The sequence below is a fragment of the Saccharopolyspora spinosa NRRL 18395 genome (genome assembly GCF_000194155.1).
Lineage (GTDB): Bacteria > Actinomycetota > Actinomycetes > Mycobacteriales > Pseudonocardiaceae > Saccharopolyspora > Saccharopolyspora spinosa.
Window position 1 is genome coordinate 394,549 of record NZ_GL877881.1, and the last position, 21,517, is coordinate 416,065.

A 21,517-nucleotide genomic window follows, 5' to 3' on the forward strand; every position below is an offset into this window, starting at 1 on the left:
ACACGAACGAGTGATGGCGGCAGCGGATCTTCCGGAATGACGCTCAGCCGCGCGCCCGGTCGGTGACCTCGGTTGGCGCGCTCCCGAAACCGTTCGCGCCTTCGCCAGCCATCCGGGATGCCACGAACGCGGCCGACCGCTTTCCGCGGCTCGGCAAGGATCCGCAGCATCGCTCACTCGGGTGGTAAAAGCGAATTGATATCGCTGCGACGTGCCAGCCCGCCAACGATGGTGTCGCTGCCACCGAGCTTGGTTCGCCTGCTGCACGCGAAGATCGCTGTATGGCGCGGCCGTCCATACGTGCTCGGTTCCGCAGTGGACGAGTACCGCGCTCCAGATGGGGGATGGAGACGCCAATGGATGATGTTGTTCCGGCCCGGCCGGCTTTCGCCGAGCGGTGGCGTGGATTCGATCGAGCGCAGGTCGCCGAACATCTCGACCTGCTCGAATCCGAGCTCCGCCAGCTCCGCCAGCTCCGCGAGGAGCTTCGCTCCACAGACGAGGAGGAGCAGCACGACTCGGAGGTCGTCGAGTTCGCGGAGAAACGTGCCGCCGCGATCATCGGCCAAGCGCGCGAGGAGGCGGCGAGGCTCTTGGCGGAGGCGGAGCGAACAGCCGAGCAGATCAGAGCGCAGGCTTGCGATTTTGCTCGCTTGCTGGCGGAGCGTCGGGCCGACCTCGATCGGGAAACCGCGTGCTGGAAGAGGGAAGAGCGCGAGCGCGAGCACCGTCTTCGGCGGAACGTTCAGAAGGAGTACAAAAGAATCACGGCGCTGGCGCAGGAGGATGCCGAGCGGCTGCTCGATCGAACGCGTCGACGCTGCGAACAGCAAGACGCCGCAAGCGATGTGCGCTACCGGCGCATTTGCGCGGAGGCGGAAGAACGGAGGCAGGAGACCGGCGCGGCCATCAATGCGTTGCTCCAGGAAGTGGTCAAACATTCGACCGCGTTGCGGGAGCTGAGCCTGCCGAACGACGGGATTGTCGACGGCCACACCGCTCACCAGCCCGTGGCCAACAGCCAGAACATCCAACGTTGAAGGAAATAGATGTCCTTGTGATTCGTCCGCTCGTCGCCGCTCCGGCGCAGCGCCGCGGCCCAGAATTGCGTGGTGATCGACTGCTACGTTGTGCGCGCCAGCGGACGGTCGCATCACTTCTGCGCCCGGCTGGACCGCCGGACAGCGCGGTGGTGGAACGTGGCGGTGCCGATGACGACCGCCAAGGCTGCCAGCGGTAGCAGCGGCAACGCCCACGGCACCACGAGCATCACGATCCCGCCTGATGCGGCGCCGGCCGCCGCCGCCAGCAGGATCGCAGTTCCCCGCACGTCGAACACCTTCGGCCGGTCGCCGGCCGCGAGCCCGGCGACGACGCCGGTCAACGTGCCGGTCAGGTATGTGGTGGACAACTTCGTCCGGCGCCCCAACCCGCCCATCGCCGCGCTCTGCAGCCCCATCCCGACCGACGCCAGCACCAGCAGTCCGACCTGCCAGGCCCCGCCCGGCCGCGCGTCGGTGACGACCCAACCACCGGCGAACCCAGCGAGCACCACCACTTCGACCAGCAGGACCGCCGTGACCCGCAGCGGCCAGAGCGGGCCGTGCGGACGCGGCGACCCGGTGATCCGGCTACCCGCCGCCGCACCCGCGACATAGCCCGCGAAAGCGACGAGGGTGTGCACTGCTAACGGAGCAGACGCCCTCGCGATCGCTAGTCCGAACAGCACCAGGTTGCCGGTCATCACACTGCTGAAGACCTCACCGAGCCGGGTGAAGCTCGCGACGTCCACGGCACCGGTGCCGAAAGTCAGTACCACCGCCATTGCGCCCAACGGCGGAAATCCGTCCGCACCCCGGGCAACGCTCAAGGCAGTCCCGCCGCGGCTGCACCGTTCGCCCGGGCGGCGTGAAGGTCGGCCAGCACGACCTCCCGGCGCACCCCGCCGCGCTCGGTCGACGACAGCACCGCCGCCGACCCCACGGTGCCCACGCCGACCTCCACGGCACACCACCCTCGTCCGGAAAACGAAGTACCGGGCCAGTCCCCTTGTGTACCGCAGTCGACCGGCTCCCGCCCGCCACACCGGAATGGCGCCAATTGCGGGCAACCTGCAGATAAATTCTCACGTTCTCGAAGGTCAACCGGAAATCCAAGATGAGGAATATTCAAATTCTCTCGGAATCCGCCCCGGAATCAGTAGCTAAGAATTAGGCCATCCGAGGCACTGTCCTATCCGGCCAATGGAACCTTGTTTAACCTCTCCGTCCATGATGGACCCGGCGTTTCCGACCGACGAGGATGCGCAATCGATCCTGTCCTTCGCGCAGGCCGCATTGGACGCCCACGTGCAGGACGATCTGGCCGCGCTCAGGCACCTGATGGACCTCAACGAAGCCCACGGACCCGCCGGCATGTACTTGGCCACGGTGCTCCTGGCGGCGAACCTCGATCACCTGCTGGTCGAACCGCCCACCGGGATGAGCATCGGTACTGACGAAACCACCGGTCCTCGCGATGTTCTCGACGCGTTGAACTTCGCCGCCGCCGTCCACGCCAAGAACCGTCCAAGCGCCGACTCCATCTGGAACAGGCTGGTGACCGAACAGCGGCCAGTGGACCTCACGATCGCAATGTTGCACCTGCACAAGAAGCTCCGCGCACAAGGCGAGTACCCGGACGAACCCCGGAGACCGCACTAGTGGCCACGAGGACGATCGGCGAACCCGCCAACGCGCTGAACTCTGCGATCCGGCCACACCGCCTTGAACATTGCTTTCAACCACTGGGTTGACGGATGGGCAACATACGCCTACGGTTCTTTCAACCAAGGAGTTGAAACTGGGAAGATGACCACGGACCCGCTGTCCCGAGCCTTCGCCGCCCTCGCGGATCCGACCCGGCGCGACATGGTCGCCCGGCTCTCGGAAGGCGACGCGACCGTGAGCCAGCTGGCCGAGCCGTATGGGATCACGCTGCAGGCCGTCTACAAGCACCTGCGGGTGCTCGAGGACGCCGGGCTCGTCAGCCGACCACGAGGGCCGCAGCCACGGTCGGCACGCTTGGAGGCCCAGGCCTTCGACCTCTTGGACACCTGGATCGAGCGCCACCGGAGTCGCGTCGAGCAGCGCTACCGCCGCCTTGACGCCGTCCTGGCGGAGATGGAGGAAGAAACGCATGAAAAGGATCACAGAAACGAGCATCGAAGCCGACCCGAGGCTGCCGGTCATCCGGACGACTCGTGACTTCGCGGCAAGGCCCGAGCAACTGTTCCGCGCCCACACCGAACCCGCGTTGTTCGCTCAGTGGGTGGGCCCCAACGCCACGACCACCCGGATCGAGCGCTGGGACGCGTCCACCGGCGGCAGCTGGCGGTACGTTTCGGTGCACGACGGAACGGAGTACTGGTTCCACGGCTGCTTCCACGAGGTGCGGCCGGACCGAATCGTGCAGACCTTCACGTTCGAGGGCGATCCCGACGGAGTCGCGCTGGAGACGCTGTGGTTCGAGGATCTGGGCGACGGCCGCACGCGGCTGCGGACGCAGTCGCTGGTCGACAGCTTCGAAAGCCGCGATGCGTGGCTGCACAGCGGCATGGAGGTCGGTGTCAACGAGGGCTACGCGAAGCTGGAGAGGATGCTCATCGATGGCGCTGCCTGAGCGCCCGGCCGAACGGCACCGCCAGGTTGCCGGGCTGTTCACCGACAAGGTCCGCCGGACCCGGTCCTGGGACGCGCCATCCCCGGTCGCCGGCTGGACCGCCCGCGACGTCGTGCGCCACCTGACCGAATGGTTCCCCGGGTTCCTTGCCGCCGGCGCCGGCATCGAACTGCCCCGCGGACCATCAGTGGACGAGAACCCGGTCGCTGCATGGCAAGTTCACTGCGACGGCGTGCAGGCGGTGCTGGACGATCCGGACACGGCGCACCGGGAACTCACCAACCCGCACCTCGGCAACCTGCCCCTGCAAACCGCGATCGACCAGTTCTACACCGCTGACGTGTTCATGCACACCTGGGATCTCGCCAGGGCTACCGGCCAGGACGACCGGCTGGACCCCGACTTCTGCGCTCAGCTCCTCGGCGGGATGGAGCAGATGGAACAGATCCTCCGCTCCTCCGGCCAGTTCGGCGCCCGGGTCGAGGTTCCCGGCGATGCGGACACCCAGGCCAAACTGCTCGGTTTCATCGGCCGGGATCCGTACTGGCCGGGGCGGTGAGCCGGACGGCCCGACCTCCTAGCCGGGTGTGGCCGGTGCGTTCGCCATGCCGCGCCTACGCGTGCCGCGTCTACGAACCTTGATCGGCCTATCGATCATCATGCGTTCGCAGCCCACCCACCATCCGGGCCGCATTGGAGTGTGGGCGATCGGTGCCGAGGTGCTGCACGACGGCAGCGGCGTCGAGACGGCCGACGACATCGCGGCCGCACTGGGCACCGCCATCGGCCCGGTCGGCCCTACCTGTTCTACCTCGGCCTGCTCGGCGGCCTAGACGACGGTCACCGGCTCGATCTTCGCGCTGAGCAAGATGACCGCCGAGGCATTGCACGTCGTCCGTCCACACCGGACCAGGAGATCCGACGGCGACCCGGGCAAGGACGCGTTCTACCAGGTCATGATCGTCCGGGGCCGCCCAGCAGCCGGAGGCGGATGGCTAGTGCGCGAGTCGAACCTCGGACCCAGCTGATCAGCGAGCAGTGCCATTCGCGCACTCCGGCCTCATGTCCCCTTGCGGAACAGGAAGGTCAGGTCTTCGCCGGTGGAACGGGTGAATTCCTCGCCCTCCTGGAGCATGCGCAGACGAACCGCGAGATCGGCCGCAAAGACATCCACAGTGGACTCGATAAGCGTGGCGTACGTGTGTGCCGCGTCCCGCCCGCGCAACCACCCGTTGACCCACACGCAGGCCGCGATTGGGAGCGCAGGCCACCAGAACAGTCCGATCAGCAGGTACCCGACCGCCCAGGTGGCCTGGTTCGCCGCGGTGTCGAACGCCTCGCGGGCGGCCCGCAGCTCCGCGCGGGAGGTGTCGTCGAGGATCAGCCACAACCGGGGCCACCAAGATTCGACGTCCGCCTCGTACTGGTGGTGGACCCGGGTATCCGCCGCGGCGATCCGGTCACCGATGAAGGTCGGCCGGACCGGCGTCGCCAGGGAAATACGGTTGCGCCGCCTGGCGAAGCGGTGCTTGGTTGCCTCATCCACGGCTTCAGCGGAGGCGTCGTCCGCCGCGCGCCATCTGCGCTCTCGACGTGCTCGCAGCTTCTCCCCGGCTGCGGACACCCAGGACGATCGCGCATCCACCCAGACACCTAGCCACAGCCGCTGGGTTCGTGCGGTGAGGCCACGCACGATCAGCCCCGCGATCGTGGAGGCGAGCAGTACCGCGCCGACCACCAGCAACTGGGCCATCGGCGGTCGGCGTCCCAGCGCGCTGGACCAGGCATCGGCACGACGCAGCAGTTCGTTCCAGTCGAGTGCGTGCGAGTGGCCGAGCATGCCGGCCACCAGCGCCGTGGCCACCAGCAGCAAGCCGGGCAGCACCAGCAGGGAGAACCACTTCTCCGCGAACTTGCGGCCCAGCTCGTTGAAGAAGGCGTTCACCCGCGTGTCCGGCGCAGCGGCCGGTCCAGCAACCAGCACTCGGGCACCGGTCCGCCTGGCGTGCGCCGCACCTGGCGGTCACACCGTCCGTTCGGGCAGCTGTAGCTTTCGGCCGCCGAACGGGAACCGAGGCCCGGCACAATCATGTGATCGGTCGATCGCTGCCCTTCGAACACGTCGCGCGGGATGCCCAGCCTCGGCAGCTGATCCACCACGAGAGCACCTTCTCTGATCTTGCGGAGCACGTCGTCGAGAACCGGGGAAACCTGCTGCTGGCGCGCGAACTGCGAGAGTTTCGGCAGCGCTTCGCAAAACCCGGCGAGGTTGTTGTCCAGATGCACGGTTCCATCTTCCACATCTCGATCGCACTGCTGCGCGAAATGCCGGTATCGTAACCAGAACTGCCCAACGGGCGACCGTGTCGCACCATCGCGAGGTGAGCTCGTCAGGTACATGGGCATCATCCCGATGAGCCGGAGTTCTCATGGCGCAACCGGATCCGCACCGCCACCGCGACCTGGCGGCGTCCGCAGTGGCCCTGCGGGCGCGGTACGAGCAGACCGGTGACGCCACCGCGCTGGGCAAGGCGATCAGCACGCTGGCAGACGCCGTCAGGTTGGCCGAGCACGGCGAACCGATGCTTGCCGCGATGCTCGCCGAACTGGGTTACGTGCTGCGACTGGAATTCGAGCGAGTGCGCGACGTGACCGCGATCGACGAGGCGATCGCGGTCGGGCGCCGTGCCGCCGAGCTCTGCCCGTCCAGTTCTCCGCAGCGCGCCGGAATCCTGAGCTACCTAGCGGGCAGTCTCTTGTCGGCGTCAGCAGTGCGCAAGGATCCCGCGCTGGTGGCCGAGGCCGTTCGCGATGCACGCGAGGCGGTCGCGACGACCCGGCAGGACGACCCGCTGCGCGCGGGACGGCTGGGCGACCTCGCCCTGGCATTGCTCGCGCAGCGCCACGTCACAGGCGATCAGGACGCCCGAGGCGAGATCGTGGAGATGTTGCGCGAGGCCATTGCCGGCACTGGAACCGACGATCCGAGCCGCAGCTGGCTGCTGACCAACCTGGGGTACGCGCTCGTTCTCCCCGGTGGGAACGACCTTGCGGGTGCACGGCTGTCCGAGGCGGTTTCGGTGTTCGAGGAGGCGGTCGCCGCAACACCCCCGGAGCACGCCAACTACGGGAGGTCCCAGTACGGACTGGGCACGGTGCTCCGGATGCGCTGGCAGCACACCCACGAGCGAGCGCTGCTGGACCGTGCGATCGATGCCGTGCGTGCCGCGGTGGCGTCGGTGCCCGCTGACCACGGTTCGGCCCGCGCCTGGCTTTCCGAACTCGCGAAGCTGCTGGCTGTCCGCACCTCGTGGTGGCCGCGGGCAGACCTCGTCGAGGAGGCGGTCGCCGTCTACCGCCGCCTGCTGGAGCTGGATCCCGAGAACGTCACCGACCGGCTGGGCCTCGCGGAAGCACTCCTTGCTCGTTTCGCCTCCTGCACCCTCGATCTGCGGCTGGTAAACGAAGCCCTCGACCACGTTCGCGTCGCCCTCGGCGCCGACATGCCGGACGAGCAAGTTCGGGTGCTGGCGCGGTCGGTGGAGGGAGAGTGCCTCGAGCAGCTTGCCACGGCCCAGCAAGACCTCGACCTGTGCGAGCAGGCGGTGGACGCGCTGCGGACAGTCCTGCGGGATTTCCGCGAGCCCCCGGGCGTCGAGGCGGGACTGTGGTTGAGGCTCAGCATGGCGCTGAGGACACGGCACGTATTGACCGGGGAAGGGATCCAGGAGGCGGTGGAAGCGGCTCGGCGGGCAGTCGCACTCGGCGAAGACGCGCTGGACACCCGGCATGGATCCGCGCAGCATGCCTTGCGGCTGTCGACCCTGGCCAACCTGCTGTTGCGGGCCGCCGACGAAGACCGCGCCGACCTGGACGAGGCCGAGCGGGTCGGGCGTCGGGCCGTGCGCGAGTGCCCGCCTGACGATCTCATGCGTTCTCGGGTCCTCTTCGAGTTCAGCGAGATCCTCCTGGCGCGCGAACGCCGTTCTGGTGATCCGGCAGAGCTGGACGAGGCGATCGATCTGATGCGGGAGGCCGAAGCCGTACCGGTGAAGGTCCCCGAGCACACCCTGCACATGTCGGCTCTGGCAAGCGCGTTGATCGCGCGCTACCAGCGTTTCGCGGACCTGCGCACGCTCGAGGAAGCCATCGCGGTCGGGCGCGCGGCGGTCGACGCGCTTCCCGCGTCCAACCCGGAGCGCGTCAACCAACTCGCGAGACTGGTCGGCTACCTCTACGAGCACTACCTGCGCTCCGCCGAGGAATCCAGCATCACCGAAGCCATCGAGACCAGCCGGCACCTGATCGCCGCGACTCCGCCGAACCACCCCGAGCTCGGACGGCGACTTGCGAACATGGCCCTGATGCTGCGCGCCCGGTGGTTCATCGACACCGGGCAGCCTGACGATCTGCGGGCGGCGCTCGACGTACACCGGCAGGCGGCCGATGCGCTGCCCGACGGCCATCCCGTCCGCGGGCGCGCGTTGAGCAACCGGAGCCTGGCCCTGCTCGACGACTACCAGGAGACCGGGCGCGAGCAGAGCATCGTCGAAGCCGTGGACAATGCGCGGCAGGCGGTGGCGGCCACTCCGCCGGGCCATCCCGACCGGGCCGACACCCTGGGCGTTCTCGGTCATGCACTGGGCTCGTTGTTCGAACGGACCGGCGCCATCGGACATGCGCTGGAAGCCATCCGGGTGACCCAGGTCGCCACGTCGATCACGACGGCCCAGCCGTCAAAACGTTTCAAGAACGCCGAGCTCTTGGGAAGGCTAGGCGCCACGACCGACCAGTGGGACGTCGCCGCGGAGGGATACCGGGAGGCAGTCGGCCTGTTTCCGTTGCTTGCGCCCCGCAACCTGCACCGCATGGACCTGGAGCACCAGGTGGCCAGCGCTGGGCGGGTAGCATCCGACGCCGCCGCGAGTGCGCTGTGGGCCGGCCTCGACGCCGAGGCGTTCGAGCTCCTGGAGCAGGGGCGCGGGGTCCTGTTGTCGCGCGTTCTCGACAGCCGCGACGAGCTGGCGGAACTGCGCGTGAAGCACCCGGAACTCGCCGGCGAATGGGAGGAACTGAGGAACGAACTGGACGCGACGACCGGGTTCGGCGAAATACCGCCTGCCGCTGGGACTTCGGGGATGCCGGACTCGGATCGGCGCCATCGGCTGGGCCGGCGTCGCGACCAACTGCTCGTGCGGATCAGGGACGTGCCGGGGTTCGTGGACTTCCTCCGACCTGCCAGCCTGGCGGCGATGCTCCCCGCCGCCGAGGCCGGGCCGGTGGTCACGATCAACGTCAGCGCGTGGCGTTGCGACGCGCTGGTGCTCACCGGGGGCGAAACCCGGATCATGCGGCTGCCCGACCTGAGCACGACGGAACTGGACGAGCGGATCCCGGTGTTCCAGGAAGCGTTGGTCAGCACGCATTCCGGCGACTTCGCCGAGCGAGCGACGGCACAGGTCGTGGTCCGGCGGACGCTGAGCTGGCTGTGGGACGTGGTAGCCGGCCCGGTGCTGGAAGTCCTCGGGTACACAGCCGCGCCCGTCGAAGGCGCGCCCTGGCCCAGGGTCTGGTGGTCCCCGACCGGCCTGCTCAACTTCCTCCCGCTGCACGCCGCCGGCCGGTTCCCGGGCGAACCGGGCGAACCGGTGCGGGAAGATGCCGCCGTGCTGGACCGCGTCGTGTCGTCCTACACACCGACGATCCGCGCGCTCTCCCATGCCCGCTCCCGGCCTGCTGCGCCGCATCAGCGGCTACTGGCGGCGGCGATGCCCGTGACACGAGGGCAGCACCCGCTGCCCTACGCGCGGGCCGAGGTGGAGGATCTGGCCCAGCAACGCGGCGACGTGTCACTCCTCATCGAAGAGGAAGCGACGCACGACACCGTGATAGCCGCCCTCCGCCACTCGAGCTGGGCGCACTTCGCCTGCCACGCGCACAGCGATCCGGTCAGCCCTTCGAAGAGCCATCTGCTGCTGCACGACAGCCCGCTGAGCGTCATCGAGATCAGTCGGCTCAGGTTGCAGGACGCCGAACTGGCGTACCTTTCCGCGTGTTCGACCGCGCGCGGAAGCACCCGCCTCGCCGATGAGGCGATCCACATCGCCTCGGCGTTCCAGTTGGCGGGCTACCGGAATGTGGTCGGATCGCTCTGGTCGGTGGCGGACAGCACTGCGGCGAAGGTGGCCAAGGGCTTCTACCACCGGCTGACCAGCGGCCTGCCACCTGCCGTCGCGCTGCATGCGGTGATCCGGGGACTGCGGGACGAGGAGCCGTTGACCCCGTCGGCATGGGCCGGCTACGTCCACGCCGGCCCATAGCCCGGGCAATGGCAGCGAGATGATCTGCGGTGAACCTCGACCGACGGGCCCATCCGCCACCACTGTCCACATCAGACGGCTACGCCGGAACTGCGGTCCATAGGTCGCGATCCCGGCAGCGCGCAGCAGCCTCCGGGGGGCCGCAGGTCCGGACCGCACCGACATCAGCCGCCGCCGTCAGGTGCCGGGGGCGCGGAAGTCGACCGCCTTCCGCACAGCCTCGTCGATGTCCTCGGGGCGGAGCAGCGGCACCGCCCTGGACGTCACGGCGCCGGTGGCCCGCACCGCCATAGCCGTGGCGGCCATCGAGGCGTCGTCGGGCACGTCGACAACGATGTAGAAATCATGGTCGCCGAAAGCGAAGTACATCGACTCGAGCGTTCCGCCGCACGACCCGAGGACCCTCTCAACGGCCTCCCGCCGCCCGGTTCCGCCCTCGGCGAGCACTCCCTTCGTCCCCTCGGCGGTGTAGCTGCCCTGCACCAAGTACTTCGGCATGTCGCTCCCCCACTTCACCGTGCGGCCACCCGCAGCCGCGGTTCTGCTCCCACCCTCGGGCACTAGAGCAGGCTGGGCCATTCGAAACAGCCGCCCGGACTACTCATCCGCGGGACAAGCGGTCGCGGCCGCCTACAACGCCAGCAGGTCACGGCCGCTACGCGGCTCGACGAACGATCAGTTAATTCATCCGATGATCGTCCAGGACCGAAAAATTTTGGCAATCTTGAATAGTCAAATGTAAGTCTTGCGATCACGCATCGTCAGCCACACCTGCGGGAGCACAAACTTCAAGCAGGCAAGACGGGACCACCCATACGGCCGCCCAAGCCGACCCGAAAGGCCCATTGTGACATGCGAATCAACCAGCTACTTTCAGTGGGCCGCAACCAGTTTCTGCGTCGCTACCTGCGATTTTGATAACTGAACTGCGGTCTATTGCAACTCACCTTTCCCTTGGAGGATTCATTGCTGCCCATTCGGAACTACCTCGCTGCTGCCACGGCGGCCGTTCTTATCGGCGGTGCAGGCACCTTGCTGGCGGCACCGGCTTCCGCATCGCCGAGCGCGATCAGCCATTTTGACGACGGAAGTTTCGAAACACCAACGGTAGCAGCAAACACGTTCCAGAACATCACGATGGGGCAGTCTTTCGGACCGTGGCGAGTGGCGAGTGGGAATATCGACCTGATCGGTGCAGGGTACTGGCAGGCTGCCGAGGGTGACCAGTCCGTCGACCTCAACGGCACAACTGCGGGGGCTGTTTCCCAGACTTTTACCACGGTCCCTGGAACGGGATACACGGTGACGTATTCCCTTGCTGGCAATCCCGGCGGATCGGCGATCCTGAAAACGGGCAAAGTCCTCATCGACGGGCAGAATTTCCAAGACTTTTCCTTCGACACGACCGGAAAAACTACGACCAACATGGGCTATGTGAGACGGCAGGTGACCTTCGTGGCCACCAGTACATCCACGACGTTGACGTTCGCCAGCACCACCCCCAACAGTGCGTGGGGACCGGTGATCGACGACGTCACGGTCAAGTCCTGCCCGCCTCCCCCGTGTTGCGGGTGATCCGGGCGCGGTGATGGTGGGCAACCCGGTCGGATCGCCGGTGCGGCCTGCACAGCACGCGCAAGTTCTTTAAACCGGCTGTTAGGGCGGGTGTGGGGCAGGGCCGTCTCACACCCGCCGACTCTCGTCGCTTTTCAGCGCCGGAGCGAGAGCCTGCACCGTTTCCGATCGCCTCGGCGGGGGGCGCGGCGCGGCACCGTTTTTCGGCAGGCCGGGACTGGCCGTACCACTGCAGACCGGCAAAACTCGCTCGGATGATGACGGCGAAGAGCGTCCGGACCTGCCAGTTCGGGCGCTCTTCGCTGTTCAGGAGCCGATCCTGGCTGGTCGGCCCGCGAAACCGCCGTCGGCCATCCGTGGCGGCGTGCGGACCTGACTCAGCTGTTCACGCTGGGGGCGATGCTGGTTACCTTGGTGTTGGCCATTCCTCAGGCCATCAGCGTGCAAGCCACGTGGGTAAGCAGGTCGGCGTCGCGTATCCCGAGTCACTGGAGTTTCAGTCCTGGTTCCAGCCTGCTTCCCGGCGTCGGTCTTTTTCGACTATTCGATGGTTTACGTCTAAGAGAGGAAGGCGAAGCGCCTTCTGGAGGAATGCGTGGACAGCTTGATTGGAGCGGCGGCATGTCGGCTGTAGCGGTGGGCAACTGAATGCCGACCCAGGCATAGGCTCCCCGAGAGGTCCGGGGGAAATCAGCAGTTCTTCGACCAAAGGAAAGTGGATTCCCAAGGCCGAATACGACGAGATCACCAAGAAGATCCCGATTCTGTGCATCGAAGTGTTGCCGATCCACCCGGGGCCAGAGCGCTTGGTGGGACTGATACTCCGCAACACCTTCTGGGGCCGCCGTCGATGGTGCCTCGTGGGCGGCGGAGCCCAACACGGCGAACCGCTGCCGAACGCCGTCTAGCGGTCTTCGATTGGGCGCGGGGTGACCGAGTTTCACTCGACCTCGACACTGTGAATCTGAAGGAAGTGGCGGAGTACTTTCCCGATCCTGACACCGGCGAGTTCTTCGACCCCCGCAAGCATGCCGTCGCTCTCACTTACACCTGCGTCATGTCGGGTGACCCGTGTCCTCGTGGGAAAGCCATCGATTTCCGCTGGTCCTCGTCCCGACCCGCTTCCCGAGCATGACGACCTCGGTTTCGGGCAAAGCGTCTTGTACCGCGCCTTCTGACTGGTTGACCCTCGATCAAACCACCAAGCCGACCCAGCGATATGACGGCTTCCGCATCTGCCGGCCGGTATCGGGCCCTCCGGGAGATCTGCCTGCAGCTGCGCGAACAAAGCCCTGGATACAGCGCTGCGCTGAGCGCTTCAGATGCCCTGACGACCGTGCTGGTCGAGGTAGCGCCGTAGGGCCGTGTTGATGGTGGTGTGGTCGGCGTCGGGTCTCCGGTCAGGCCCTCGATGGTCGCGGTGGTGGTCATGGCGGTGTCCTCCTGGCGCTGGTCGGGGTCGATGCAGCGGGCCCGAAGGTCTGCATGGACGGTCGGCCGGCTGACCCGGGCGACGTCGGCCAACGCGGCATCCGGATTGCCACCAGGGGCCTGAAGTCATCGTGAAGAAGGTTTGAACCGACGTTGGGCATGCTTCGTTGAAGAGGGTGTGAACCGACGTTGGGGATGCTTCGTTAAGAGGGTATGAAGCCACGTTGGACATGCTTACCTGAAACTCCACCACGCTGCGTCTCCGAGCCGCGCGATCGAGAACTCGACGGCCCAGCGGACACAGCCCCAGCAGTCCCCTACCGAAGGGGGCGTCCTAGCTGGCCGCCCACCTGGAGAGCGACTCGGCGTTCGTGGCCGAGGCGGACGGCAAAGTGGCCGGGTTCGCGGTCTACGGCCCGTGGCGGGAACCGGACGGATACCGGCACAACAGTGGCGGACCCCGTCTACGTCCGCGAAGGCCAGCACGGGCTCCGCATCGGCTCCGCGCTGCTGGCCCCCCTCATCGCCTCGGCTCGCAAGGCTGGTCACCACGTCATATTCGCCGATGTCGAAGCCGAGAACACCTCCTCGATCCGGCGGCACGAGCGGTCCGGATTCCACCACGTCGGCACGGTGCCCGAGGTCTGCACCAAATTCGGCCGATGGCTCGACCTGACGATCATGCAACTACCCCTGGCGTGAGCCGCCGGCGCAATGCCACTGGCGTCGTCGCACCTTCCACCGCAGCGAAATTCGTTGGTGCCATTGGAATCGGGCGCGGTCACGCCTGCGGCAATCCGATTTGGCCGGTCGTCGGTGGTAAGCGGCGCCGCCAGTTCTGCGTGGCGACGGGCCTGCACCGTCCACCTCCATTCACCTCCGTCCACCGCGTGGCTCACGGGCGGAGGTCGGTGACAGCGGCACCGGTCTCGGGGGCGTAGGGGAAGGAGACGTGCTGGTGGACCATTTCCCAGCGGTCGCCGCGTTTCCGGAACACGCGGGTACCCCGCGACCAGCTTTCGTCGCTCGTGCCATCCGGCAGTTCGGCTTGCATGCGGTTTAGTCCCCACACGACGGCGAGGTCATCGCGGATCAGCACCGTCATATCCGGCACGTCCCACCCGACCGCGCCGCCGGTCCAGTCCAGCCCGCGCCCGCAGACTTCGCGAACCGCGTCCACGCCGTGGTACTGCAGGGGTGCTTCGTGCTCGTAGGACACGATGTCGTCGGCGATGTGCGCCATCAGTCGGTCGAGATCCTTGCGGGCGGTGGCGTCGAACCAATTCTGGTGCACCGCGCGCACCTCGGCCTCGGCGGTCGTCTCGATGGGTGGGTGAAGGAGTGGTGCTCGTGCGCGACCACCCAGCGACCGTGTTCCTTGTGCAGCCCCAGCGTGAGTCGCAGCCGCCGGTCCGGGTTCTCGGCCAGTTCCTCGGGGGTGCCGCAGCGCAGCAGGGCGTGGGCGAACGCGACGTCCGAGCTCGTATCGCTGCCTGCGGTGACCTCCAGCGGGTCCCTCGGCCAGGAACGCCCGGATCGCCTCACGACCGGCGAACCACTGCGGCAGCGGTGGCATCGAGTACTTCGCGTCGGCGGTCAGCATTCCCACGATCGCCTCGACGTCGGCGCGCTCCCAAGCGGCCGCGTACCTGCCGGCCAGCTCGCGGACGCCATCGTCACCCAGGGACCGCAACACGACCTGCTGGCTGGGGCCCGGGCCCTGCCGGTCCAGCGTTGAGCGGGCGCGTTGCAGCGCGCTGTTCACCGACGCGACCGTGGTGTCCAGCAGCGTCGCGACCTCGCGCGCCGAGAACCCGAGCACCTCCCGAAGGATCAGCACGGCGCGCGGGCGAGCCGCCAAGTGCTGCAGTGCAGCCACGAACGCCAACTCCACGCTTTCGCGCGCCACCGACCGCGTTTCCGGGTCGTCGGGAAAGGGCTCCAGCCACACCACATCGGCCGGTGGCGCGTCCGGCCCGAGATCCGCCGGCAGCTCGCGCCGCCCGCGCCGCTCCAGCAGCGTCAAGCACCTGTTCGTGGCGATCCGGTACAGCCACGGCCGGATCGAGCCGCGCCGGTCGAACCTGTCCAGGCCCCGCCACGCTCTGAGCAAGACCTCTTGCACCACATCCTCGGCGTCCTCGACCGACGCCAGCATGCGGTAGCAGTGCGCCCGCAACTCCGCGCGGAACGGGCGGACCAACTGCTCGAACGCAACCGTGTCACCCGCCAGCGCGGCCGCCACCAGCAGCCCGTCCCCCGACATCCGTCCCTCCCGAACCAGAAGCGGAAACCGTCGTTCTCAGCGCCGTCCACATGGTGGCACGGAAGCGGTGCAACGCGTCGCTACCGCGCATGCCCGGCACCACCGGTATCCGGAACCGACGGGCAAGCAAGTCGGGAATGGGGAAGGCCCCTCAGTGCGGGGATACGACCGCTGCTACCGAACGAGCGAACTCGATTATCGCGGCGCTGACTTGCGCTGGTGCTTCCTGCTGCGTCCAATGCCCGACGTCAGGCAGGACCAAGGCTTCACTTCGGCCCGCCACGAGCTCATCCATGCGCTCGATTGCGTCCCGCACGCCCGGGAAGTTCAAACATCGGTCCTGTTCGCCCACCAGATACAAAGCGGGACAACGAATCACACTGTTCTGCAAGAAGGCGGTGAGTTCCCAGTTGCGATCCATATTGCGATACCAATTGAGTGCACCGCTGAAGCCGGCCGAGAATTCGGCGGCATAGGTCTCAATATCGGTTTCAGTGAGCCAGGTAGGAAGTTTCTCAGGTTCAGGATAGATGTCGAGATATGTGCGACCAGCAGGGACGATGGGTGCGGGTGACCTGGCATGGGTCTTGGACTGGGACGACTTTCGTGAACCGCGAAGCATCAGCCGGAAGGTCTTGTGCGGGTCCGCACCGAGGTCCGCGTCTGCCGGGCCCGGGCGTTGAAAGTAATTGGTGTAAACACCGTCGCCGAAAGCTTCGACCATTTCAGTGAGTTGCGACTGCGAGCCACGGGGCCGGTACGGCAGGCTCAGGCCGACCACCCCACGTACCAAGTCTGGCCGCATGAGCGCTGTATGCCACGCTACTTCCGCGCCCCAATCGTGACCGACGACCACACCTTCTTTCTCATCGAGAGCATCCAGCAGTTGGATGACGTCGCCAACCAAATGCATAATGGAGTACTTTTCCACGGAAACCGGATGGTCACTCTGGCCATACCCGCGCTGATCCACCGCTACCGCTCGAAACCCGGCCTCGGCAAGGGTCGCAATTTGATGGCGCCACGAATACCACATCTCGGGAAAGCCGTGCAAGAGCAGAACCAGCGGCCCAGTGCCGGCTTCGGCGATATGCAGGCGGACGTCACCCGCTTGAACAAATCGATGCGTAATGGAGGTCACTGCTATTAGCCCTTAATTAGATTACCAGGTGACGGGGAACCGATCGAACCCGCCGATTACCGTTTCGATACGGCGCGGCAACGCTTCGCAGGTGCGCGCTGGCCGCAGGTGAGGGAAACGTCCGAACAGTTCTGCCAGCATCACTTCAAGTTCGACTCGCGCCAACTGCTGCCCTAGGCACTGGTGCGGGCCGAAGCCGAAGGATGCATGCCGAACCCGGCGTCGGGTTGCGTCCATCTCTTCAGGATGCGGACAAAGCGCCGGATCTCTGTTGGCGGCCGGGAGAAATGCTATGACGCGGTCCCCTTCCTTGATCTCCTGACCGCCAAGTCTGATGTGCTCGCGGGCAACCCGGTCTACGCCGTACTGAATAACGGTGATGTAGCGCAGTAGTTCTTCGACGGTTTCCGAGCTCTGCAGCGCGCCCGCAAGAAGGTTGCGGCGGGCCACTGAGTTCTGACTAAGCACGGCTACGCTTTCGGTGACCATCCCGGTTATGGTCAAATATCCGCCCATCAGCAACGTCACGGCCAAGTCAGCGAGCACGACATCGGCGAATTGCCCGGTAGCGATAAGCTCGTCAAGGAGGCCACCAGTGGGTGCGCGCCGAATCTCCTCGATCACCCGGCACATACAATCGAGGGCTTGGTCCACGACCACCCGGCTTTCCTCCGACGTCTGACCGCGACGCAAGAGGCCCTCGATTATTTCTCTAAATTGAGAGCGAAAAACGGGGAGAATGCCAAGCATTTCATGAATAACACGCTCTGGTACCGGCAGCGCGAAGGTTTCGATCAGATCGGCTGATCGGTTCTGCCTTTTCGAGAGCACATCGAGTTGCTCGCGGGTAATTTCGCGAATCCGCGGCTCCAGTCGCTGGATCCGGCGGGCAGAGAATACCTTGTTCAGCGGCTGACGGTACCATCCGTGTTCGGGTGCGTCATTATGCAGCAGTCGGCCGATCTTGCGCTCGTCTTCGGACCAAGAAGGTCGATGTATCGGCTCATCGCCGGCGCCGAACCGGGCGTCCGAAAGAATCAACCGCACCTCTTCGTACCCCTTGGCAAGCCAAACCTTTTCACCCGTCGCGAGGGTTACTTGCTTAACTTGTTCACTCCAGGAGGTAAGCGCGGATAAACACTTCTCGGAAAAGTCGAAGGAAGTGGTTTCAGGCTGTGTGGATGCGTTCATCAAAACCATTTCCCTATCTGATCGCAGCCCGCACGGCTTTGCCGAAATGGTCGTCCACCGCCCCAAATGTCACCCAGTCTTCGATGGTGAACGAGTAGGAAGCCCTGGTCATATACCAATCGACGTGAAAGTCCGCACAACGAGCGAGCCATCGGTAATGTTGACTGAGTGGATGACTGGGATCGTCGGCGACTCGATGCATATGCGCTATCTTGCCGCGCACCTCAGACAGCAAGTCTTGAATCGCCTGCAACTCACTTACTTGTTTTTCCTTCACCATGAGGACGACGGCGTTGACCTGTCCGGAATGCATATCGTCGTCAAGACTGGCGATATCGTTGCTCACGCGGACACACCAGCCGAGATCCAGGCAGCAAGATCGATAACGGTCGACTTCGATCCGGTCAATATCGTGCGGCATATTTGTCATCATTGCACTGAGTAGCAGTATTGGCGCACCTGCGTCATAGCTACCGTTCGCGAGATGTTGGTCGAGCGTTGGAGCCGATTCGTCGTTTGCTCGCGAGTCGCGATTTACCAGATGGCTTCGCAGCGTCTTCGCCAGGACGTCAAGAAATATTTCTACACTCTCCGCTGATTGCGCGCGACGCACGGCTCCACCCATGCAATCCGCGAAGCAGGAGATGGTCTGCTCGACAAGGGAAAGTTGTCCGCTCGCACGCGCCGAAGCGAGAACGTTATCCAGCGGGCCCGCCTCGCTCACCGCGGATCCTCGCTGGTCCGGGATGATGCTGGACGAGGTTGGGGTTCTGGCTTGGGGTATTGTGGCACTCTTGGCGACACCTAAGCAGGCCGCCGTCAGATCTTGCAAGGCTGTTTCGTCAAAAATTCCGTACTCGTCATCTACAATGTCGTCATACACGAATAGGGTAAGGCATTGGGCGGCAAACTCGCGTACCGTCTGATTGTAGGTGCCCGCAAAGGTGTAGGCGGCAAGCAAAGATGACCAGGGGAGAGCCGCACTGCTCCGCGAAACCTTAATGTCCGGACGGGCGCGCGTCCACTCCTCGAGATCTCGGTACACGGCTACGGCCGCTTCACATTCCTGAAGCGGCCAGCGAGCGGTACGTGTCGAATTGAGCCCACCGAGAATTCCTGCCACGGAGCAGGTCAAGTCAATGGGCTTGGCGCCGTTGTCCATGCGGTCCTCGATAAGTCAGGTAAGAGCCGAATAGGATCTCCGGTTAAGAACCGAAGTGGCGCTTACGGATAGGTAGCAGAAGGCGACTGTAGGTAGCCGCCAGGTGCCGGTCAACGCAAGATCGGATTGGGTGAGTCGGAGGGGCAGAAAGTAGCGCACAAAAGGGCAAATTCGCCGGAGATTGTTCTCCGGTTACCGCCGCGGCTCGCCTGATCTCGCGGCACCGCGGGTTCCGCTTTTGCCTAAACGGGTTAGGGCGTAGTGAGGGCTGCGACGTCGGGAACCCGGACACGCCTCAAAAAAATTCACTCCGCCCGCGTGCTTTTCGTGACGCTTTGTGATCGCTGTCGCTGGGCGGCGGTGGCGGTGTCGTGGTGGCTGGGCTGCTGTCGTCGGCGGCTGGTGGGGTTCGGGGTGTCGTGGGTTCGCTGCTGCCGCTGTGGGGTGCGCTGACGGGTCCGCTCCGTTGGCTCGCTGTGCTGCGTTCCCTGGTGCAGGGCACCCTGAGCGAGGCAGCAGGCTTCACGCTGTGGCCGAGCACTTGGCTAACCAGTTCGCATTATTTCGCCTATGCGCCGGTTTAGGTCTCGCACGGCTGGATTGCTTAAATGCCGCTTTCCTGCCACTCTTAGCTGCCGCAGCGCATTAAAGACTCGATCTGATCGTACCTGGCCGACAGATGTTATCGCGTCATTTCCAAGATCGACGGCATATACGGGGTCCGCTCGGGACATAATCAGGGTGGCAAGGTTGGCCAAGGCTAGCGCTTTTCCTCGTGAATGCGATGCCGGAAAACTTGCGATCGACGCGCATAGTTGATTCTGCGCCTCCCTGTAATCACCGCCATTCAGCGCCAATCCCAGAAGTGCCCTGCCGCAGTCACGCGCCAGTCGTGAACTATCGTAATAAGTGATCCACTCCGGCTCATTGTCAGAGCGGCCAACAAAGCAATCCTCCGCGCGACGAATCGCCGTGATGCAATCCATTTCCCGCTCAACACCGAATGAACCGAGCGCCCTAGCGTGCCGCGTATGCATCACCGAGCGAACGAGAGGCGTGAGTCTATCGGTGCGCACAAGCGCCATTTCTGCATAGCTAAGCGCGTCGTCGAAACGTTCCTGGTGGACTGCAAGATTAGCCATTCCGGAAAGTGCTTTGGCTCTGAGGGACCAGTCGCCTACTTCGGTCGCACATCCAGCAGCGAACCGAAAGCAGCTTTCTGCCTTCTGATGTAGGCCAGCGTCGAAGCATACGCCCGCCGCGATGTCCGCCAAGTCTCCCATTGCGGCGAACAGTTCACGCCTTGTTGTTTCCGAGGAAAATTGGCCGTTGAGCAACTGTGCCGAACTCGTAAGTTGCGCAATAGCGGCGTCGGCCGATAGTTCGCCTCCGAACAAATGGTCCTGACCAGCGAACATGCGCGCCATATGGTTAATATGGTCGATTTCCGCGCGACCGATTCGGCGATACGTGCCGGTAGGTGATGCACTCGCTACGAACTCTGCCACCGGGTCCACGAGCGTGAAGCCAGCGATGCTACCGGCCAAGGCTCGCAAAAACGTCTTTCGTTCCACGTCATCCCCTCCGTTCGCGCGCCGGGGGCTGGCTCTCAAGGTAGTGGCACGGCTACGGGAACTGCGAAAGCCAAGGTCAGCGTCCGATTCGACTTGGAGGACTGTCCGTAGCGCCTCCCGGTAGGACCGGTTGGGCCAGGTGTGAACCCCGCGTTCCAACTTGCCTATGTAATCGGCATCCATTGCGCCTGGGCCGTCGGTCAGGCGCTCTACCTCGGCATTTGCTCGTTCCGCTAGTTGTCCTTGGGTCAATCCAGCGGCTACCCGTGCGGCCCGGAGAAGATCATTTGACATACCGGACACGGGCAACCCTCCGTAGTCGATCAGTCCCAAAGTGTAGCCAGATGATCAGGGCATTTGGGGTGTGATCGGACCAGTCCTCCGGGTAAACCTCCGGGTTGATCGGCTGGTTGGTTCCCGGGCTCTTCTATGGCTATGTCTCTGTTCCGGCTCAAGCCGTATCCGGACATGCTAGGTATGTAGCGCGCAATGGTGCCGCTACTCCCCTGGTCTCGGCGGAAGCCCCCCGACGCCGGAACTGGGGAACGGTCGGTGACCAGTCCACGGGCGGCCAGGGGCGTAGTTGACGCGCGGTACCCCGACGGGGCTGGTCACCGGCCACACCACGGCGACGACAGTTCGTGCGAGGGACGACATGGCGATGACAGGCAGCCCGACATATCCGGGCGGGTGCGTGGATGCGTGGATAAGCGCTTCGGGCAGCAGTTCGGTCTAAGGCAGACGGAAATGGCTATATTTGCCGCGTATCTCCTTGTCGCCGCTAGCGTATTCGGCTCAATCCTGTGGTGGGAGCTTCGCCAGAGCAAGCGCGTCACCTCTCCCTCGCAGGGGGATCACGTATCTGGCACGCTCAGCGTTCGACAGATACGCGACAAGCTACATCGGGAGCAGGAAAATGGCCCGGCTCACAATTCGCCCGTTGACCGAGTCGCATACGAAAATCGTGATTTGTATCCGGCGGACGACAGCGCCACCGTTCGGATTCCTATTTACGTTGATCCAGGGCAAACAGAACCGATATTTTCACTTGTCCGCCCGTACCTCGACGCATGGCTACCGGAGCATGAATCGTTCATTGATGAATGGGGCAGCGATCGGCGAGCGTGAGCGGTTGACCATCGGGTTTCCTGGCCTGCGGTTGCGGTCAGGGTATGCCAAGCGAGAACGGGGTAATGC

General features: G+C 65.0%; 22 protein-coding genes. 11 read left to right on the forward strand and 11 right to left on the reverse strand.

Annotated features, from left to right (window positions below):
* Positions 1 to 173: 173 nt before the first annotated feature.
* The 3 genes from SSPN_RS55895 to SSPN_RS61915 all read right to left on the reverse strand — a co-directional run bounded on the left by SSPN_RS55895 (position 174) and on the right by SSPN_RS61915 (position 1,992).
* On the reverse strand, positions 174 to 995 hold the full coding sequence (locus SSPN_RS55895; RefSeq protein ID WP_143539678.1) for a hypothetical protein: 822 nt from the start codon (positions 993 to 995) through the stop codon (positions 174 to 176).
* A 158-nt stretch (positions 996 to 1,153) separates the two neighbouring features.
* Complete coding sequence (locus tag SSPN_RS47370; protein WP_010314250.1) at positions 1,154 to 1,825, reverse strand: DUF1275 family protein; 672 nt, start codon at positions 1,823 to 1,825, stop codon at positions 1,154 to 1,156.
* A 41-nt stretch (positions 1,826 to 1,866) separates the two neighbouring features.
* On the reverse strand, positions 1,867 to 1,992 hold the full coding sequence (locus tag SSPN_RS61915; protein WP_272941792.1) for a hypothetical protein: 126 nt from the start codon (positions 1,990 to 1,992) through the stop codon (positions 1,867 to 1,869).
* 278 nt (positions 1,993 to 2,270) lie between these two features.
* On the opposite strand from SSPN_RS61915, the gene SSPN_RS0135130 reads away from it, so the two are divergent.
* The 6 genes from SSPN_RS0135130 to SSPN_RS57255 all read left to right on the forward strand — a co-directional run bounded on the left by SSPN_RS0135130 (position 2,271) and on the right by SSPN_RS57255 (position 4,688).
* Positions 2,271 to 2,702: a hypothetical protein gene (locus SSPN_RS0135130; protein WP_010314254.1), complete on the forward strand. Its 432-nt coding sequence runs from the start codon at positions 2,271 to 2,273 to the stop codon at positions 2,700 to 2,702.
* A gap of 147 nt (positions 2,703 to 2,849) precedes the next feature.
* Positions 2,850 to 3,245 (forward strand): ArsR/SmtB family transcription factor, encoded by a 396-nt coding sequence (locus SSPN_RS0135135; RefSeq protein WP_010314256.1) that lies wholly within the window; start codon positions 2,850 to 2,852, stop codon positions 3,243 to 3,245.
* Positions 3,178 to 3,660, forward strand: coding sequence for an SRPBCC family protein (locus SSPN_RS0135140; protein WP_044576446.1), 483 nt, complete (start codon positions 3,178 to 3,180; stop codon positions 3,658 to 3,660). Before SSPN_RS0135135 ends, SSPN_RS0135140 begins: the two co-directional genes overlap by 68 nt.
* Positions 3,647 to 4,219, forward strand: a complete 573-nt coding sequence (locus SSPN_RS0135145) for a TIGR03086 family metal-binding protein (protein WP_010314260.1) — start codon at positions 3,647 to 3,649, stop codon at positions 4,217 to 4,219. The genes SSPN_RS0135140 and SSPN_RS0135145 overlap by 14 nt, the downstream gene beginning before the upstream one ends.
* A gap of 100 nt (positions 4,220 to 4,319) precedes the next feature.
* Positions 4,320 to 4,493 (forward strand): hypothetical protein, encoded by a 174-nt coding sequence (locus tag SSPN_RS57250; protein WP_158309688.1) that lies wholly within the window; start codon positions 4,320 to 4,322, stop codon positions 4,491 to 4,493.
* Between the two features lie 36 nt (positions 4,494 to 4,529).
* Positions 4,530 to 4,688, forward strand: coding sequence for a hypothetical protein (locus SSPN_RS57255; RefSeq protein WP_158309689.1), 159 nt, complete (start codon positions 4,530 to 4,532; stop codon positions 4,686 to 4,688).
* Between the two features lie 32 nt (positions 4,689 to 4,720).
* Here the strand turns inward: SSPN_RS57255 and SSPN_RS0135160 are convergent, their stop codons facing one another.
* Together SSPN_RS0135160 and SSPN_RS0135165 are read right to left on the reverse strand one after the other, a co-directional pair.
* A complete protein-coding gene (locus SSPN_RS0135160; protein WP_010314264.1) occupies positions 4,721 to 5,644 on the reverse strand; it encodes a hypothetical protein in 924 nt (307 codons plus the stop codon).
* Positions 5,602 to 5,946 carry a hypothetical protein gene (locus SSPN_RS0135165; protein ID WP_010314266.1) on the reverse strand — a complete coding sequence of 115 codons (345 nt, stop codon included), beginning with the start codon at positions 5,944 to 5,946 and terminating at the stop codon, positions 5,602 to 5,604. Before SSPN_RS0135165 ends, SSPN_RS0135160 begins: the two co-directional genes overlap by 43 nt.
* A gap of 143 nt (positions 5,947 to 6,089) precedes the next feature.
* On the opposite strand from SSPN_RS0135165, the gene SSPN_RS47380 reads away from it, so the two are divergent.
* Positions 6,090 to 9,980 (forward strand): CHAT domain-containing protein, encoded by a 3,891-nt coding sequence (locus SSPN_RS47380; RefSeq protein ID WP_010314269.1) that lies wholly within the window; start codon positions 6,090 to 6,092, stop codon positions 9,978 to 9,980.
* 177 nt (positions 9,981 to 10,157) lie between these two features.
* Here SSPN_RS47380 and SSPN_RS0135175 read toward each other — a convergent pair whose 3' ends face one another.
* Positions 10,158 to 10,478 (reverse strand): GYD domain-containing protein, encoded by a 321-nt coding sequence (locus SSPN_RS0135175; protein ID WP_029536050.1) that lies wholly within the window; start codon positions 10,476 to 10,478, stop codon positions 10,158 to 10,160.
* Positions 10,479 to 10,946: 468 nt separating this feature from the next.
* Here SSPN_RS0135175 and SSPN_RS52830 point away from each other — a divergent pair, with 468 nt between their 5' ends.
* The 3 genes from SSPN_RS52830 (at position 10,947) to SSPN_RS61920 (ending at position 13,688) form a co-directional block, all read left to right on the forward strand.
* On the forward strand, positions 10,947 to 11,555 hold the full coding sequence (locus SSPN_RS52830) for a choice-of-anchor C family protein (RefSeq protein ID WP_170121597.1): 609 nt from the start codon (positions 10,947 to 10,949) through the stop codon (positions 11,553 to 11,555).
* A gap of 850 nt (positions 11,556 to 12,405) precedes the next feature.
* Positions 12,406 to 12,690 carry a DUF4916 domain-containing protein gene (locus SSPN_RS63105; protein WP_083822280.1) on the forward strand — a complete coding sequence of 95 codons (285 nt, stop codon included), beginning with the start codon at positions 12,406 to 12,408 and terminating at the stop codon, positions 12,688 to 12,690.
* 509 nt (positions 12,691 to 13,199) lie between these two features.
* Complete coding sequence (locus SSPN_RS61920) at positions 13,200 to 13,688, forward strand: GNAT family N-acetyltransferase (RefSeq protein WP_272941793.1); 489 nt, start codon at positions 13,200 to 13,202, stop codon at positions 13,686 to 13,688.
* A 193-nt stretch (positions 13,689 to 13,881) separates the two neighbouring features.
* Here SSPN_RS61920 and SSPN_RS63355 read toward each other — a convergent pair whose 3' ends face one another.
* The 5 genes from SSPN_RS63355 to SSPN_RS55905 form a co-directional block, all read right to left on the reverse strand.
* A complete protein-coding gene (locus SSPN_RS63355; protein WP_010314278.1) occupies positions 13,882 to 15,252 on the reverse strand; it encodes an RNA polymerase subunit sigma-70 in 1,371 nt (456 codons plus the stop codon).
* 151 nt (positions 15,253 to 15,403) lie between these two features.
* Positions 15,404 to 16,393: an alpha/beta fold hydrolase gene (locus tag SSPN_RS0135195; protein ID WP_010314280.1), complete on the reverse strand. Its 990-nt coding sequence runs from the start codon at positions 16,391 to 16,393 to the stop codon at positions 15,404 to 15,406.
* A gap of 21 nt (positions 16,394 to 16,414) precedes the next feature.
* Positions 16,415 to 17,584, reverse strand: a complete 1,170-nt coding sequence (locus SSPN_RS47395; RefSeq protein ID WP_237710925.1) for a cytochrome P450 — start codon at positions 17,582 to 17,584, stop codon at positions 16,415 to 16,417.
* Between the two features lie 13 nt (positions 17,585 to 17,597).
* Entirely contained in the window at positions 17,598 to 18,746 is a 1,149-nt protein-coding gene (locus tag SSPN_RS52855) for a terpene synthase family protein (RefSeq protein ID WP_083822281.1), read from the reverse strand.
* A 545-nt stretch (positions 18,747 to 19,291) separates the two neighbouring features.
* The gene (locus SSPN_RS55905) at positions 19,292 to 20,320 is read right to left on the reverse strand and encodes an NsdA family TPR-like regulatory protein (RefSeq protein WP_237710910.1); all 1,029 of its coding nucleotides are present in this window, start codon (positions 20,318 to 20,320) and stop codon (positions 19,292 to 19,294) included.
* A 702-nt stretch (positions 20,321 to 21,022) separates the two neighbouring features.
* Here SSPN_RS55905 and SSPN_RS55910 point away from each other — a divergent pair.
* A complete protein-coding gene (locus SSPN_RS55910) occupies positions 21,023 to 21,448 on the forward strand; it encodes a hypothetical protein (protein WP_143539680.1) in 426 nt (141 codons plus the stop codon).
* Positions 21,449 to 21,517: the final 69 nt, after the last annotated feature.

Bases quoted from the DNA above. Each gene is read 5' to 3' on its own strand.
- SSPN_RS47370 (WP_010314250.1), bottom strand. From the start codon at position 1,825: ATGGCGGTGGTACTGACTTTCGGCACCGGTGCCGTGGACGTCGCGAGC.
- SSPN_RS0135130 (WP_010314254.1), top strand. From the start codon at position 2,271: ATGATGGACCCGGCGTTTCCGACCGACGAGGATGCGCAATCGATCCTG.
- SSPN_RS0135135 (WP_010314256.1), top strand. From the start codon at position 2,850: ATGACCACGGACCCGCTGTCCCGAGCCTTCGCCGCCCTCGCGGATCCG.
- SSPN_RS0135140 (WP_044576446.1), top strand. From the start codon at position 3,178: ATGAAAAGGATCACAGAAACGAGCATCGAAGCCGACCCGAGGCTGCCG.
- SSPN_RS0135145 (WP_010314260.1), top strand. From the start codon at position 3,647: ATGGCGCTGCCTGAGCGCCCGGCCGAACGGCACCGCCAGGTTGCCGGG.
- SSPN_RS57250 (WP_158309688.1), top strand. From the start codon at position 4,320: ATGCGTTCGCAGCCCACCCACCATCCGGGCCGCATTGGAGTGTGGGCG.
- SSPN_RS57255 (WP_158309689.1), top strand. From the start codon at position 4,530: ATGACCGCCGAGGCATTGCACGTCGTCCGTCCACACCGGACCAGGAGA.
- SSPN_RS47380 (WP_010314269.1), top strand. From the start codon at position 6,090: ATGGCGCAACCGGATCCGCACCGCCACCGCGACCTGGCGGCGTCCGCA.
- SSPN_RS0135175 (WP_029536050.1), bottom strand. From the start codon at position 10,478: ATGCCGAAGTACTTGGTGCAGGGCAGCTACACCGCCGAGGGGACGAAG.
- SSPN_RS63105 (WP_083822280.1), top strand. From the start codon at position 12,406: ATGGTGCCTCGTGGGCGGCGGAGCCCAACACGGCGAACCGCTGCCGAA.
- SSPN_RS61920 (WP_272941793.1), top strand. From the start codon at position 13,200: ATGAAGCCACGTTGGACATGCTTACCTGAAACTCCACCACGCTGCGTC.
- SSPN_RS63355 (WP_010314278.1), bottom strand. From the start codon at position 15,252: ATGTCGGGGGACGGGCTGCTGGTGGCGGCCGCGCTGGCGGGTGACACG.
- SSPN_RS47395 (WP_237710925.1), bottom strand. From the start codon at position 17,584: ATGAACGCATCCACACAGCCTGAAACCACTTCCTTCGACTTTTCCGAG.
- SSPN_RS52855 (WP_083822281.1), bottom strand. From the start codon at position 18,746: ATGGACAACGGCGCCAAGCCCATTGACTTGACCTGCTCCGTGGCAGGA.